The sequence below is a fragment of the Roseateles sp. GW821-FHT09G03 genome, assembly GCF_059416045.1.
In genome coordinates this window covers 133,843-147,626 of the sequence record NZ_JBWKOK010000001.1, presented here as the reverse complement: position 1 = coordinate 147,626, position 13,784 = coordinate 133,843, and the positions used below count along the sequence as shown (strand labels likewise).

General features: G+C 70.2%; 10 protein-coding genes and 2 riboswitches. Of the genes, 4 read left to right on the top strand and 6 right to left on the bottom strand.

From position 1 onward, the window contains the following. Nucleotides 1–31 precede the first annotated feature (31 nt). The gene (locus AC07OZ_RS00585) at nt 32–544 is read left to right on the top strand and encodes an Lrp/AsnC family transcriptional regulator (protein ID WP_495465247.1); all 513 of its coding nucleotides are present in this window, start codon (nt 32–34) and stop codon (nt 542–544) included. Here the strand turns inward: AC07OZ_RS00585 and AC07OZ_RS00580 are convergent. The 6 genes from AC07OZ_RS00580 to AC07OZ_RS00555 form a co-directional block, all read right to left on the bottom strand. Then, nucleotides 513–2,660: a hypothetical protein gene (locus AC07OZ_RS00580; RefSeq protein ID WP_495465246.1), complete on the bottom strand. Its 2,148-nt coding sequence runs from the start codon at nt 2,658–2,660 to the stop codon at nt 513–515. The genes AC07OZ_RS00585 and AC07OZ_RS00580 overlap by 32 nt on opposite strands. A gap of 143 nt (nt 2,661–2,803) precedes the next feature. Beyond that, nucleotides 2,804–3,769: a site-specific tyrosine recombinase XerD gene (gene xerD / locus AC07OZ_RS00575; RefSeq protein WP_495465245.1), complete on the bottom strand. Its 966-nt coding sequence runs from the start codon at nt 3,767–3,769 to the stop codon at nt 2,804–2,806. 113 nt (nt 3,770–3,882) lie between these two features. Further along, nucleotides 3,883–5,484 carry a DegQ family serine endoprotease gene (locus AC07OZ_RS00570; RefSeq protein ID WP_495465244.1) on the bottom strand — a complete coding sequence of 534 codons (1,602 nt, stop codon included), beginning with the start codon at nt 5,482–5,484 and terminating at the stop codon, nt 3,883–3,885. A 96-nt stretch (nt 5,485–5,580) separates the two neighbouring features. Further along, nucleotides 5,581–6,393 carry a hypothetical protein gene (locus AC07OZ_RS00565; RefSeq protein WP_495465243.1) on the bottom strand — a complete coding sequence of 271 codons (813 nt, stop codon included), beginning with the start codon at nt 6,391–6,393 and terminating at the stop codon, nt 5,581–5,583. A 122-nt stretch (nt 6,394–6,515) separates the two neighbouring features. After that, nucleotides 6,516–7,985 (bottom strand): ATP-binding protein, encoded by a 1,470-nt coding sequence (locus AC07OZ_RS00560; RefSeq protein ID WP_495465242.1) that lies wholly within the window; start codon nt 7,983–7,985, stop codon nt 6,516–6,518. A gap of 59 nt (nt 7,986–8,044) precedes the next feature. Further along, nucleotides 8,045–8,704 carry a response regulator gene (locus tag AC07OZ_RS00555; RefSeq protein ID WP_088408195.1) on the bottom strand — a complete coding sequence of 220 codons (660 nt, stop codon included), beginning with the start codon at nt 8,702–8,704 and terminating at the stop codon, nt 8,045–8,047. Between the two features lie 122 nt (nt 8,705–8,826). Further along, nucleotides 8,827–8,930, top strand: a riboswitch (glycine riboswitch). A 10-nt stretch (nt 8,931–8,940) separates the two neighbouring features. Then, nucleotides 8,941–9,060: riboswitch (glycine riboswitch) on the top strand. 65 nt (nt 9,061–9,125) lie between these two features. Between AC07OZ_RS00555 and gcvT the strand changes: the two genes are divergently transcribed. The 3 genes from gcvT (at nt 9,126) to gcvP (ending at nt 13,631) form a co-directional block, all read left to right on the top strand. Beyond that, nucleotides 9,126–10,259 (top strand): glycine cleavage system aminomethyltransferase GcvT, encoded by a 1,134-nt coding sequence (gene gcvT, locus AC07OZ_RS00550; RefSeq protein WP_495465241.1) that lies wholly within the window; start codon nt 9,126–9,128, stop codon nt 10,257–10,259. A gap of 43 nt (nt 10,260–10,302) precedes the next feature. Further along, the gene (gene gcvH, locus AC07OZ_RS00545; RefSeq protein ID WP_495465240.1) at nt 10,303–10,674 is read left to right on the top strand and encodes a glycine cleavage system protein GcvH; all 372 of its coding nucleotides are present in this window, start codon (nt 10,303–10,305) and stop codon (nt 10,672–10,674) included. A gap of 71 nt (nt 10,675–10,745) precedes the next feature. After that, on the top strand, nt 10,746–13,631 hold the full coding sequence (gcvP, locus tag AC07OZ_RS00540; RefSeq protein WP_495465239.1) for an aminomethyl-transferring glycine dehydrogenase: 2,886 nt from the start codon (nt 10,746–10,748) through the stop codon (nt 13,629–13,631). The last annotated feature ends 153 nt before the right edge of the window (nt 13,632–13,784 follow it).

Here is a 13,784-nt window from a genome sequence, read left to right as displayed (position 1 = left end):
ATTCCTCGCCACGATGCCGATGACGAACAAGATGACCACCCGGAAGGACAAGAAGACCACGCCCGCCCGGCCGACGGGCCCCGTGGCGCTGGATGCGATCGACCTGCGGATCCTGGAGGCGCTGCAGCGCGACGGCCGGATGTCCAACGTCGAGCTCGCGACCCAGGTCCACCTGTCGGCGCCGCAGTGCTTCCGCCGCGTGCGCGCGCTGGAGGAGCGCGGCGTGCTGCGCGGCTACCGCGCCGACGTCGCCCCGCTCGCGCTGGGGCTGAGCGTCACCGCCTACGTCAGCCTGAACATCACGGCGCAGGCCTTCGTCCGCGTGCGGGAGATCGAGTCGCTGATCCGCGACTTCCCCGAGATCCTCGAATGCCACACCGTATCGGGCGACTCGGACTACCTGCTGAAGGTGGTGGCGCGCGACCTGCAGGCGCTGTCCAAGTTCCTCACCGACAAGCTGATGCAGCTGGACGGCGTGGCCGACGTGCGCTCGATGATCTGCCTGGAGGAGATCAAGCCGCCGGCGGGGCTGCCGGTCGGCTAGCTGGGACCTGCTTGGACGGCACGGCGGATTCCAGGGCCGCGATCGTGTAGTTCAAGGCCTCGTGCTCGCGTTCAGCAGTCCGGAACGCCGGACTCAGGCTACCGGGGTCACCCGACACGGGGTCGCTCGAGCGGGCCAGGCGTGTCATGGTCGTCAGCAGGTCGTCCCGCTTGTCGCGAAGCGCCGCCAGTTGGCCGCCATCGCCATGGAACGCGCGGATGAGTCGCAGGCGGGTGTCCGGTTGCAGGTCATCGAACGCGTGGCCGGCGGCCTTCGCGAGGCTCTGGAGGATGAAGTCGGCGTCGTCGCCGGTCTTCGTCCTGGCGCCTTCGCGTGCCGGGTCCCGCTTCGCATGGAGACGGCGGAGCTGGTCGACGACGAGTGTCATCCGGTCCGTGACCTCGTCCGCCCATGGGCCCGCTCCCTTGCCGAACGTGACGGCGCGCTTCAAGGTCTGAACCAGCCCCTGGGAGCTCTCGATCTCCCGGAACAAGGTCCCCATCGCCCTCCGCAGCGGCCGCTCGCGCGACGTCGTCCCCAGCGTGGGTTCGCTCGCGGCGCGCGCCTGGGCCAGGGCGCGCGTCGTCGCCGCTTCGGCATCCCTGGCGGAACGCAGGAGATCCGGGGCCGAGCTGGACCTCGGCAGCGCGGTGGGCGAATCCGGCGCACGGGCCATCGCCGAGATGATCCTGCGATCCTTGAGCCGGGCGGCCGCGCGATCGTCGGCTTCGGGGTCATGCGTTGCCACGGCGGGCAGGCGCGCCAGCATCCGATCGACTTCCGCGAGGGTGCTTGCCCGCGTCGGCATCAAGGGCTGAGGCAAGTCGGTGCCGGTGGGGATCGGCTCATCCAGCAGCGCTGGTTCCGCGTCCCGCTGTCGAACGGGCGCCCGGGGCTCCTGCGCGATGACGGGTGTCGATGCCGGCGATGCTGGCGATTCCGACGCGTCCTCGACGACGACGAAAGATCCCTCGCCTACGCTGCCGGACTCGAACACGTCGTCCTCTGTCCAATCGACATCGCCCAGAGACGACACATCGCTGATGCTGTAGCAGCCGCTGGTGCTGCTGCCACGGCTGGTGCCGCTGCCACTGCTGCTGCTCCCATCGCTGTCGCGGCCGGAGTCCGGTGGCATTCGGCGTGGCCTCCAGACGAAAGGCGGCTGGAACAGTGCTTCCGGCGGAGAAGGCCTCGCTCCGGCCCGGCCCTCCGAGCCGTCGCGGCGGCCGTCCGCCGGCCGCCCCGCGGTCGGGTTCAGGAACAGTTCCTGGTTCTCGGCGAAGGCTGACCCGCGCCTGCGCGCGCCCTCGCCGATGAACTCGTTGTCGGCCCACCGGAGCTCATCGGAAGGCACGGTCGCACCGGGGCGTCCGCTGAACTCATGAGCCTGCTGATGGCTCATCTGTCGCAACAGCACCGCCGCGGCGCCGGAACGGCCGGCACCGTCGTCGCAGACGACCGCCATGCGCGCATCCTGGCCCTCGGCCGCATGGCGCATCCATGACGCATGTCCACGCGCCACGCCGTCCCGGAACGCCTGGGGACGGCGCGGATCCGCGATGACCTCGTGCGCCCGCACGAGCTGCGAGGAGACCGTCCGCCCGCCGCAGGACACGTCGGCCTGGATCAGCCAGCTGCCGTCGTCGGTCGGCACGTCGACGCGGTAAAAGGTCGCCGTCACCGGCTCGCCGTCGGGCCCCGGCATCTGCCAGCGCTGCGACCCGCCCGGCTCGCGGAGCCTGGCCAGCAGCGGCCCCGGCACATGGCCTTCGGCCACGATGAGGTCGGTGATGCCGAACTCATTCAGGGCACTGGCGAACAGGATCGCGCCATGTGACTCCATGGTCGCCTGCGACAAGGGCAAGGCCGCCTGCATCACGGGCGGAAAACCCCGGAAGGCCGGCGTCATCGCCGCGTTGAGCATGGCCGGGACGATGCCCGCCAGCCAGCCGCCGGGCGCCGCCGCGGCCAGCATCATCAGGTTGGCCTCCAGGATGCCCGGTCCCAGGGACGGCCAGGGTTGATGGAGGAGGGAGCCGGCACCGCCAGCGGCCAGGCCGCCTTGAAACGGGGTCGACCTCACCTCGAACGAATGCGGATGGGCGTGGAGATACATGGGGAGTCGGCATTCCCGATGCGGGACTGCGGCCAGGTGCTGGAATGTGGGATTGGTGCTCCCTCGCCCGGCTCCGGTTCCCCCAGCGGACCGCCGCCGCCCGCTCACCCCGCCCGCTCACTCCGCCCGTTCACTCCGCCCGTTCACCCCCGCGGGTGATGCGCCGCGTGCAGCTGCTTGAGCCGCTCCCGCGCGACGTGCGTGTAGATCTGCGTCGTCGACAGATCCGCATGCCCCAGCAGGAGCTGGACCGCGCGCAGGTCCGCGCCATGGTTGAGCAGATGCGTCGCGAAGGCATGCCGCAGCGTGTGCGGCGAGATCGGACTCGTGATCCCCGCGATGAGCGCGTACTTCTTGACGATGCGCCAGAAGCTCTCCCGCGTCATGGCCTGGCCGAAGCGGCTGAGGAAGAGGTCGTCGGTATTGCGCGCGCTGAGCAGTTGCGTGCGCCCTTCCTTCAGATAACGCATCAGCCAGACGTGCGCCTCCTCGCCGAACGGCACCATCCGCTCCTTGTCGCCCTTGCCGGTCACGCGCAGCACGGCCTCCCGCAGCCCCACGTGCACGCTCTTGAGCGTCACCAGCTCGGTCACGCGCAGGCCGCTCGCATACATCAGCTCCAGCATCGCGCGATCGCGCAGGCCCTGCGCGGTGCCGACGTCGGGAGCGTCGAGCAGCGCCTCGACCTGCTGCTGCGACAGCGTCTTGGGCACGCGCATCGGCTGCTTGGCGGTGATCAGCTTGAGCGTGGGGTCGCGCTCGATGCGGCGCTCGCGCAGCGCCCAGCGGAAGTAGCGCTTGAAGACGGACAGGCGCCGGTTCGCCGAACTCGCCTTGCCGCCGTCATGACGCGCGGCGGCGTAGCCCATCAGGTCCAGTTCCTCGACCTGGTCGAGGGTCCGGTCCCGCTCGGCGGCGACCCAGTCGGCGAGCAGCTGCAGATCGCGCCGGTAGGCCAGCTGCGTGTTGCGCGAGAGGCCTTCCTCGATCCAGAGCGACTCGACGAAGGCATCGATGGCCCGCCCGCTGCGCTCGCGCGCGGCGGAAGGGGAGACCGGTCCGGTGCCGGAAGAAGACGGGAATGTGGACGCGGAGGTGGACGACGACATGCCGCGCATGATGCGCGAAAAAAAAGGGCCCGCGCCACCACGCGCGGGCCCTACGGAGCAACCGCCACAGGCAGCGGTTGGTTGGGGACCGGGAAAGAGGAAGACTCGGCGCGTCAGCCGATGCGCACCGGCACGAAGATCTTGTCGCCGCCACGCTGCACCAGCAGCGCGACCGACTTCTCCGCGCCCTTCACGGCGCTGCGGACCTGATCGATGGATTGCACCGGCGTGCCGTTGACCGCCAGCAGCACGTCGCCGGGGCGCACGCCCGCCCGCGCCGCCGCGCTGCCGTCGCCGACCTCCTGGATCAGCAGGCCGTCGCGGGTGCCGAGCTGGCGGCGCTCCTCGGGCTGGAGCGGCCGCAGGGCCAGGCCCAGCTTGACGTGATCCGCGTCCGCATCGCCACCGCCGTCGCCGCCCTTGGCGACCTTGGCGCCCTTCTCGTTCGCGTCGCCGAGGGTGGCGGTGATGGTCTCGCGCTTGCCGCCGCGCCAGACGTCGATGTCGACCTTGTCACCGGGCAGCGACTGGTCCACCAGCGCCGGCAGATCGCCGCTGGACACGATGCGCTGGCCCTTGAAACCGAGGATCACGTCGCCCGAGCGCAGGCCGGCCTTCGCGGCCGGGCCGTTGTCCTCGACGTTGGCGACCAGCGCGCCCTCGGGACGGTCCAGCTTGAAGGAGTCGGCGAAGCCCTGGTTGACCTCCTGCACGACCACGCCCAGCTTGGCGTGCTGCACCTTGCCGCCCTTCTCGATCTGCTGGCGGACCTTGTTGGCCACCTCGACGGGAATGGCGAACGACAGGCCCTGGTAGCCACCCGACGCGCTGTAGATCTGCGAGTTGATGCCGACCACTTCGCCCCGCGCGTTGAACAGCGGACCGCCGGAGTTGCCGGGGTTGATCGCGACGTCCGTCTGCAGGAACGGGACGCGGCTTTCGTCCGGGCCCAGCGAGCGGCCCTTGGCGCTGATCACGCCGGCGCTGACGCTGTTCTCGAAGCCGAAGGGCGAGCCGATCGCCAGCACCCATTCGCCCACGCGCAGGTCCTTGGTCGCGCCCAGCCGGACCGTCGGCAGGTTCTTGGCCTCGATCTTCAGCACGGCGACGTCGGTCGACTTGTCGCTGCCCAGGACCTTGGCGCGGTACTCGCGGCGGTCGGTCAGCTTGACGACCACTTCCTGCGCGTCCTGCACGACGTGGGCGTTGGTGAGGATCACGCCGTCGGTGCTGACGATGAAGCCGGAGCCTTGGCCGCGGATCTCGCGGCTGCCGCCCTCGCCGCCACCACCATTCGGACCACCGGGCATGCCCGGCACCCCGAAGCGGCGGAAGAACTCGTAGAACGGATCGTCGGGATCGATCTGCGGCGCGCGCGCGGCCCGCGTCTTGACGGTGCCGGACACGCTGATGTTGACGACCGCCGGGCCTTGCGCCGCGGCGATCTGCGCGAAGTCGGGCATGCCCGAGGGCGGCGGCGTGAAGTTGCCGGCCGGAGCGGCGGCGTTCGCCAGCGGCGTCGTGACCGCGGCCACCTGGGTGTCGCCCTTCGACGTCGAGGCGCCGTCGGTCGACGCCGGCGCCGAGGTCTGCGCGACCGGCATCAGCTTCCCGTTGCGCATCGCGAGCGCACCGCCCGCGGCCCCCAGCACGCCGGCCGCGGCCAGCGCCCACACGAGTTTCTTCACCGGAATCATCTTCTCCACTTGAGCCATCTGAACCTCCAGATTCACTGGGAGTCGGGGACCAGGGCGGAGGGCCTTGGCGCCGACTCGATGGCTGAAGTTTGAGCAGCTTCGCTTAGGTCGCTCTTAATCCGGTGCGGGCCCGCGTGAAGCGGTCCGTGGCAGCTCGCGCATCGCGTTCAGCAGGTCCCGCATGACGCGATGGCGCTCCGGGCCCGGCCCTCCCTGGCCCTGCTCGAGCACGCACCGGCGATCCAGATGACGCAGCGTCGCGGCGAACGCGCCCCGCGTGGCCGTCGTGCGGCGGATCCAACGCTGCTTGCCTCGCTCGTCCAGCGCGTCGAAGGCCCGGCTCACCACCGTCTTGCAGATCTCCGCACTGACCGAGCGCCGCAATCCGGATTCCAGGTGCTTGGGCAACCTCGCCAAGGTCGGTGCCGCGAGGCTCATCGCCAGCCCCGAGACGGAACTCTTCTTCGGCTTGAGCAGCCCGGTGAGCCAGCCCGACAGCCCCGTGGGCCGGGTCATGCGCCGGGCCAACTGATCCGCGGAGATCTTCAGCGCCGGAACACGCACGCCGCTCGCGTACAGGTCCTCCTGCTGGCGCACCGTTCGGCCCGGCGCGGCGGAGAAGCGGCCGGAGGGGGGCTCGGGGCCGCGATAGGCCCCGTTCTCGATGCCGGGCACCTTCGGGATCGCCTTCTCCGGACGGTCCTCGTGGGCGGGCGTCGCCACCCGCTGGGACGCTTTCAGGCGCTGGTGGCCCCAGAAGCGGGAGAAGCGCGACGGCGCCCTGTCCGCGGGCGCCCCAGGACCGGACGGCCGGCCCGTGTCGACATCGACATCGGCGCGGGCTTGCCGCGGCAGATCGAGCGGCGCGTGCTCCAGGCCGGTGACCGAACTCGCGGGCGTCCAACCGCCGAGACTGTGGATTGACATGACGGGACCTCGTGACAGCCTAGGGAGTCACTGGGTGGGCGCTCAGGGGCTCGGGTTCGCCGGAAACCCGAGCCGCGGCGCGCCGTCCGCCAGCAGTCCGCCAGCAGTCCGCCAGCGGCCGGTCAGCGGCCGACGGCCGGGCCGTTCGAATCGTTCGGACCGTTCGAGTCGTTCGAATCGCTCAAGGGGATCAGGCCCGTCGCGATCGCGGTCCCGGGCGCCGGCAGCACGGCGGCCTGCGCGGTCCTCGACAAGGGCATCGCCAGTTCGACCCTCAGCCCGCCCAGCGCCGTGCTGTGACCCAGCCGCAGCGTGGCGCCGTGGTCGTCGGCGATGCTGCGCACCAGCGCCAGCCCGAGACCGCTGCCCGGCGCCTGCTGCGCCTGCGATTCGGACCGGTAGAAGCGGTCGAACACCCTCCCCCGCTCGGCGTCGGGGATGCCGGGGCCGTCGTCCTCGACCACCAGCAAGGCCTGACCCCCGCTGCGCTCCAGACTCAGGTCCACGCGGCCGCGCCCGTACTTGATGCCGTTGTCCAGCAGGTTGCGCAGCAGCATCGTGAGCGCCTCGCGATGGCCGTCGACCAGCACCGCATCGCAGCGCTCCATGCCGAGGTCGATGCCACGCGCCTGCGCCAGCGTCGCGCCGTCGATGACGGCATCGCGGCACAACGCGTCCAGCGCGATCGGCTGCGCCGGCGCCTGCACCTTGGCGCTGTCCTGGCGCGCCAGCGCCAGTAGCTGCTCGATCAGGTGGGACGCCCGGTCGATGCCCAGGCCGAGCTTCTCCAGCGCCTGGCCGCGCGCCGCCTCGTCCGGCGCGCGGCGCAGGGACTGCAGCTGCAGCTTCAAGGCGGCCAGCGGGGAGCGCAGCTCGTGCGCGGCATCGGCGACGAAGTGCTGCTGCTGCTCGAAGGCCTGGCGCACCCGGTCCAGCAGCGCGTTGAGTTCGGTGACCAGCGGCTGGACCTCGGCGGGCACGTCCTCCTCGTCGACCGGGGCCAGGTCTTGCGCGGCGCGGCGCGAGAGCTGCTGGCGCACCCGCTCCAGCGGCGCCAGCGAATGCGACACCACCCACCACACGACCAGCGCCAGCATCGGCAGCATCAGCGCGGTGGGCAGCACGGTGCGCCACGCGAGCTGGCCGGCCATGCGCTGGCGCACGGCGATGTCCTGCGCCACCTGCACGACCTGGAAACGCCCCTGCACCGCGAAGACGCGGTAACGCTTGCCGCGCAACGCGACGTTCGAGAACCCCAGCACCGCGCGCTGCGGCAGCCAGTCCGGCCCGGCCGAGCGGTACAGCGGCGTGCCGTCCAGGCCCCAGACCTGGACGATCAGGTCGATGCTCTGCTCCTCGCCGAGCGGCAGCGGCAGGCCCGTGCCCATGCCCGCGCGCAAGGAGAGCGCCACCTGCTGCATCTGGTAGTCGAAGATCTCGTCGGTCTCCATCAGCGCGTTGCGGTAGGCGCTCATGCCCTGCACCAGCGCGCCGGTCAGCACCGCGCCCAGCAGGAACAGCAGCAGGCGGTAGCGCAGCGAGCTCGGCAGCAGCTGCATCCGCCCCGTACCGCGGCCGAAGATGCGGCTCAAGATCCGGCCGATCCGGCTCCAAGGACCGCGGCGGCCCGCGCCGGCCCCGGCGTCCGGGGTCATTCCTTGGGAACGCGGTAACCGACGCCGCGCACGTTCTGGATCAGTTCCGCGCCCAGCTTCTTGCGCAGGCCGTGGATGTAGACCTCGACGGCGTTGCTGCTGATCTCGTCTTTCCAGCCATAGAGCTTTTCCTCGAGCTGCTGGCGCGAGAGCACCATGCCCGGGCGCGCCAGCAGCGGCTCCAGCACGGCCCACTCGCGCTGCGACAGGGTGACCGGATGGCCGTTGGCGGTGACCTCTCGCGTGGCGGGATTGATGCTGACGCCCATGTGCTCGTAGACCGGCTCCGCGCGGCCGGCGGCGCGGCGCAGCAGCGCGCGGATGCGGGCGAGGAGCTCGTCGAGCTCGAAGGGCTTGAGCACGTAGTCGTCCGCGCCGGCGTCCAGGCCGGCGACCCGCTGGGCGGTCGCGTCGCGCGCGGTGGCGATCAGCACCGGCACCGCCTGCTTGCGGCCGCGCAGCGCCTGCAGCACGCTCATGCCGTCGCGCTTGGGCAGGCCCAGGTCCAGGATCACCAGGTCGTAGGTCTGGGATTGCAGCGCGGTGTCGGCGATCTCGCCGTCACGCACCCAGTCCACGGCATAACCCTCGGCGCGCAGCAGCTCGAGCAGCTGCTCGCCGATCATCAGGTCGTCTTCCACCAGCAGGAGTCGCATGGGCGCGATTGTGCACGCGGCGGCAAAGTTGCAGGCAAGCGGGCGGGCGGACGGGCACCTCGGCCGCCGCGCGTCGACCGGCCCGGTCGGCGCCTCATCGTTCCCGATTCCATGACTACAATGCGCGCCTGTCAGGAGAGAGTTCCCTCGCGGGAGCCGCCGAAGGCGCAGTGGCACTGGTGATCCCACGCTGCGAACGCTCAGGCAAAAGGACTGACGAAACGCTCGAGACATCGGGCGTCCTCACTGGAGAGAGACGGGGCGGACCTTGCGGTCGAGCCCGTCCACCGAAGGGGCAAGCCACCGGTCAAACGCCGGCGGCCAATCTCTCAGGTAAAGCGGACAGCGAGGGCATCTCCCCCACCTTGACGTGACAGGTTCACAGTCGGGGTGGTCACGACGAATGCCCTCGGAGCGAGACATGTCCGCTGATCAGACCCTGAATACGCCCCTGCACAAGACCCCCCTGCACGCGCTGCACGTCGAGCTGGGCGCCAAGATGGTCCCCTTCGCCGGCTACGACATGCCGGTCCAGTACCCCGCCGGCGTGATGGCCGAGCACAAGCATGCGCGGGCCAAGGCGGGCCTGTTCGACGTGTCGCACATGGGCCAGGTGCTGCTGGTCGGCGACGACGCGGCCGCCGCGCTGGAGACGCTGGTCCCCGTCGACATCGTCGACCTCGGCCTGTTCAAGCAGCGCTACGCGCTCTTCACCGCCGACGACGGCGGCATCCTCGACGACCTGATGGTCGCGCGCCGCACCGACGGCCTGTTCGTCGTGGTCAACGCCGGCTGCCGCGACCAGGACATCGCGCACATGCAGAAGCACCTGTCGGGCCGCTGCGAGGTGCGCCCCCTGCCGGACCAGGCGCTGCTGGCGCTGCAGGGCCCGCAGGCGGTGACGGCGCTGTCGCGCCTGAACGCGGACGTCGCCAAGCTCGTCTTCATGACCGGCGGCTTCTTCGAGCTGGACGGCATCCCGACCTTCGTGACCCGTTCGGGCTACACCGGCGAGGACGGCTATGAGATCTCGGTGCCGGCCGACCGCTCGGTGGAACTGGCCCGCAAGCTGCTGGCCCAGCCGGAAGTGATGCCCATCGGCCTGGGCGCGCGCGATTCGCTGCGCCTGGAAGCCGGCCTGTGCCTCTACGGCCACGACATCGACACGACGACCACCCCGATCGAAGCCTCGCTGACCTGGGCGATCCAGAAGGTGCGCCGCGCCGGCGGCGCCCGCGCCGGCGGTTATCCGGGCGCGGTGGTCATCGACAAGCAGTTCGCCGAAGGCGTCGCGCGCAAGCGCGTGGGCCTGGTCAGCTCGGAACGCATGCCGGTGCGCGAAGGCGCGAAGCTCGTCAACGCGGACGGCCTGGAGATCGGCGTCGTCACCAGCGGCACGCTGGGCCCGACGGTCGGCAAGCCCGTCGCGCTGGCCTACGTGCAGACGCCGTACGCCGCGCTCGGCACCGAACTCTTCGCCGAAGTGCGCGGCAAGCGCACCCCGATGACGGTCTCTTCCACGCCGTTCACGCCCAACGGATACTTCCGCGGCTGATCCGCGATCCTGGGTCACGTTTATCCCTACACGGAGCCTCTCCATGAGCATCAAGTACACGCCCGACCACGAATGGGTCGACACCACCGACGGCATCGCGACCGTGGGCATCACGGTCCACGCGCAGGACGCGCTGGGCGACGTCGTGTTCGTGGACCTGCCGGATGTCGGCAAGTCCTTCGCCGCCAAGGAAGTGGCCGGTGTCGTCGAGTCGGTCAAGGCCGCCGCCGACGTCTACGCGCCGGTTTCCGGCGAGATCGTCGAAGTCAACGAGGCGCTGCGCGCCGACCCGTCGCTGGCCAACAGCGACCCGCTGAAGACCGGCTGGTTCTTCAAGGTCAAGCTGTCCAACCCGTCGGAACTCGACGAGCTGATGGACACCACGGCCTACGACGAGCTCGTCAAGAACAGCTAATCACCGAGCGATGCGCGCAGGGCCTGCGGGCCCTGCAGCAATGAATTCATTTCTCCAGGATCGCCCCCGCCATGTCCGCCCTGCCCTCGTTCGCCGAACTTGAAAACGCTTCCGAGTTCCACGCCCGCCACATCGGCCCCGACGCCCATGACGAGACGCTGATGCTGTCGGCCATCGGCGCCGCGTCGCGCGCCGCGCTGATCGACGCCATCGTCCCGGCCGCCATCAAGCGCGCCGCGAAGATGGACCTGCCGGACGCCGTGACGGAGTCGCAGGCACTGGCCGAACTCGAGGCCATCGCGGGCAAGAACCAGATCCTGAAGAGCTTCATCGGCCAGGGTTACCACGGCACCATCACGCCGGGCGTGATCCTGCGCAACATCCTCGAGAACCCCGCCTGGTACACCGCCTACACGCCCTACCAGGCCGAGATCTCGCAAGGCCGCATGGAGGCGCTGGTCAACTTCCAGACCATGGTCTGCGACCTGACCGGCATGGCCATCGCGAACGCGTCCATGCTCGACGAGGCCACCGCCGCCGCCGAAGGCATGACGCTGGCCGCGCGCATGGGCAAGAGCAAGAGCCAGGTGTTCTTCGTCGCCGACGACGTGCTGCCGCAAACGCTGGAAGTCGTGCGCACCCGCGCCGAACCGCTGGGCATCACCGTCCAGGTCGGCAAGGCCGAGGACGCGGGCAAGACCGAATGCTTCGGCGCGCTGGTGCAGTACCCCGGCGTGACCGGCGTGGTGCGCCCGCTGCAGGCGATCGCCGACGCGGTGCACGCGCAGGGCGGCCTGCTGGTGGCCGCCGCCGATCTGCTGGCGCTGACGCTGATCGCGTCGCCGGGCGAGCAAGGCGCCGACATCGCCGTGGGCACGACCCAGCGCTTCGGCATGCCGATGGGCGCCGGCGGCCCGCACGCCGCCTACATGGCCTGCCGCGACGAGTTCAAGCGCTCGCTGCCGGGCCGCCTGGTCGGCGTGTCCGTCGACTCGCACGGCAAGCCGGCCTACCGCCTGTCGCTGCAGACCCGCGAGCAGCACATCCGCCGCGAGAAGGCCACGTCCAACATCTGTACCGCGCAGGTGCTGCCGGCCGTCGTGGCCAGCATGTACGTGGTCTATCACGGCCCGCAAGGCCTGAAGCGCATCGCGCAACGCGTCGCCGCCTATGCCGCCGTGCTGGCGCAGGGCCTGAAGGCGCTGGGCCTGACGCTGGTCCATGAGACCTCGTTCGACACGCTGCACGTGAAGACCGGCGCGCACACCGGCCCGGTGCTGGCCGCCGCCGTCGCCGCCGGCATGAACCTGCGCCGCGCGAGCGAGGACAGCATCAGCCTGACGCTCGACGAGACGACCACCCGCGCCGACCTGCAGGCGCTGCTGACGGTCTTCGCCGAAGGCAAGCCGGTCGCGGACGCCTTCGCCGGCGCTTCGGCCTCGACGCTGATCCCGGCTGCGCTGGCCCGGACCAGCGCTTACCTGACGCATCCGATCTTCAACATCCACCACTCCGAAACGGAGATGCTGCGCTACATCCGCCTGCTCTCCGACAAGGACCTGGCGCTGGACCGCAGCATGATCCCGCTGGGCTCGTGCACGATGAAGCTGAACGCGACCAGCGAGATGATCCCCATCACCTGGCCCGAGTTCGCGCAGGTGCACCCGTTCGCGCCGCAGAGCCAGCTGCAGGGCTACGCGCAGCTCGACCAGCAGCTCACCGCCTGGCTGTGCCAGGCGACCGGCTATGCGGGCGTCTCGCTGCAGCCCAACGCCGGCTCGCAGGGCGAGTACGCCGGCCTGCTGATCATCAAGGCCTGGCACGAGTCGCGCGGCGACGCGCACCGCAAGATCTGCCTGATCCCGGAATCGGCGCACGGCACCAACCCGGCGTCGGCCCAGATGGTGGGCATGCAGGTGGTCGTCACCAAGTGCGACAAGGAAGGCAACATCGACCTGGCCGACCTGAAGGCCAAGTGCGAGCAGCACAGCGCCAACCTGGCCGCGATCATGATCACCTACCCCTCGACGTACGGCGTGTTCGACACGCACGTCAAGGAGATCTGCGCGCTGGTGCATGAACACGGCGGTCGCGTGTACGTCGACGGCGCCAACATGAACGCGCTGGTCGGCATCGCCGCGCCGGGCCAGTTCGGCGGCGACGTGTCCCACCTGAACCTGCACAAGACCTTCTGCATCCCGCACGGCGGCGGCGGCCCGGGCGTCGGCCCGGTCTGCGTGGTCGAGGACCTCGTGCCCTTCCTGCCGGCGCACCGCTCGGCGGGCCTGGGCGAGAAGACCGCGATCGGCGCCGTGTCCGCCGCGCCGCTGGGCAATGCGGCCGTGCTGCCGATCTCGTGGATGTACATCCGCATGATGGGTGAGGTCGGCCTCAAGGCCGCGACCGAGACCGCGATCCTGTCGGCCAACTACGTGGCCGCGCGCCTGTCGGACCACTTCGACATCCACTTCAGCGGCAACATCGACGGCGTCAAGGGCGGCGGCGTGGCCCACGAGTGCATCCTGGACCTGCGCCCGCTCAAGGACAGCTCGGGCATTTCCGCCGAGGACGTCGCCAAGCGCTTGATCGACTACGGCTTCCACGCGCCGACGCTGTCGTTCCCGGTCGCGGGCACGCTGATGGTCGAGCCGACGGAAAGCGAATCGAAGTTCGAGCTGGACCGCTTCATCGCCGCGATGATCCAGATCCGCGAGGAGATCGCGAAGGTCGAATCCGGCAAGTGGACGCGCGAGGACAACCCGCTGGTCAACGCACCGCACACGGCCGAAAGCCTGCTGAAGACCGAGTGGTCCCACGGCTACAGCCGCGACGACGCCGCGTATCCGGTGCCCGCGCTGCGCCACGTGAAGTACTGGTCGCCGGTGGGCCGCGTGGACAACGTCTACGGCGACCGCAACCTCGTGTGCTCCTGCCCGCCGATGTCGGCCTACGAGTGACCCCCTTCCTTCGTATCGCCTAGCACCAGGAGGGGGACGGAGCCCTGTTTTCTCCATGTCCCCCGACCGCTCCGCGGTCTCCTCCTAATACTTCCGAAAACAGGGCTCCGTCCCCCTCCTCCACCAACGCCCTGCCCTTCGCAGACGTCGGAG

Bases quoted from the DNA above. Each gene is read 5' to 3' on its own strand.
- AC07OZ_RS00585 (WP_495465247.1), top strand. From the start codon at position 32: ATGACCACCCGGAAGGACAAGAAGACCACGCCCGCCCGGCCGACGGGC.
- AC07OZ_RS00580 (WP_495465246.1), bottom strand. From the start codon at position 2,660: ATGTATCTCCACGCCCATCCGCATTCGTTCGAGGTGAGGTCGACCCCG.
- xerD (WP_495465245.1), bottom strand. From the start codon at position 3,769: ATGTCGTCGTCCACCTCCGCGTCCACATTCCCGTCTTCTTCCGGCACC.
- AC07OZ_RS00570 (WP_495465244.1), bottom strand. From the start codon at position 5,484: ATGGCTCAAGTGGAGAAGATGATTCCGGTGAAGAAACTCGTGTGGGCG.
- AC07OZ_RS00565 (WP_495465243.1), bottom strand. From the start codon at position 6,393: ATGTCAATCCACAGTCTCGGCGGTTGGACGCCCGCGAGTTCGGTCACC.
- AC07OZ_RS00555 (WP_088408195.1), bottom strand. From the start codon at position 8,704: ATGCGACTCCTGCTGGTGGAAGACGACCTGATGATCGGCGAGCAGCTG.
- gcvT (WP_495465241.1), top strand. From the start codon at position 9,126: ATGTCCGCTGATCAGACCCTGAATACGCCCCTGCACAAGACCCCCCTG.
- gcvH (WP_495465240.1), top strand. From the start codon at position 10,303: ATGAGCATCAAGTACACGCCCGACCACGAATGGGTCGACACCACCGAC.
- gcvP (WP_495465239.1), top strand. From the start codon at position 10,746: ATGTCCGCCCTGCCCTCGTTCGCCGAACTTGAAAACGCTTCCGAGTTC.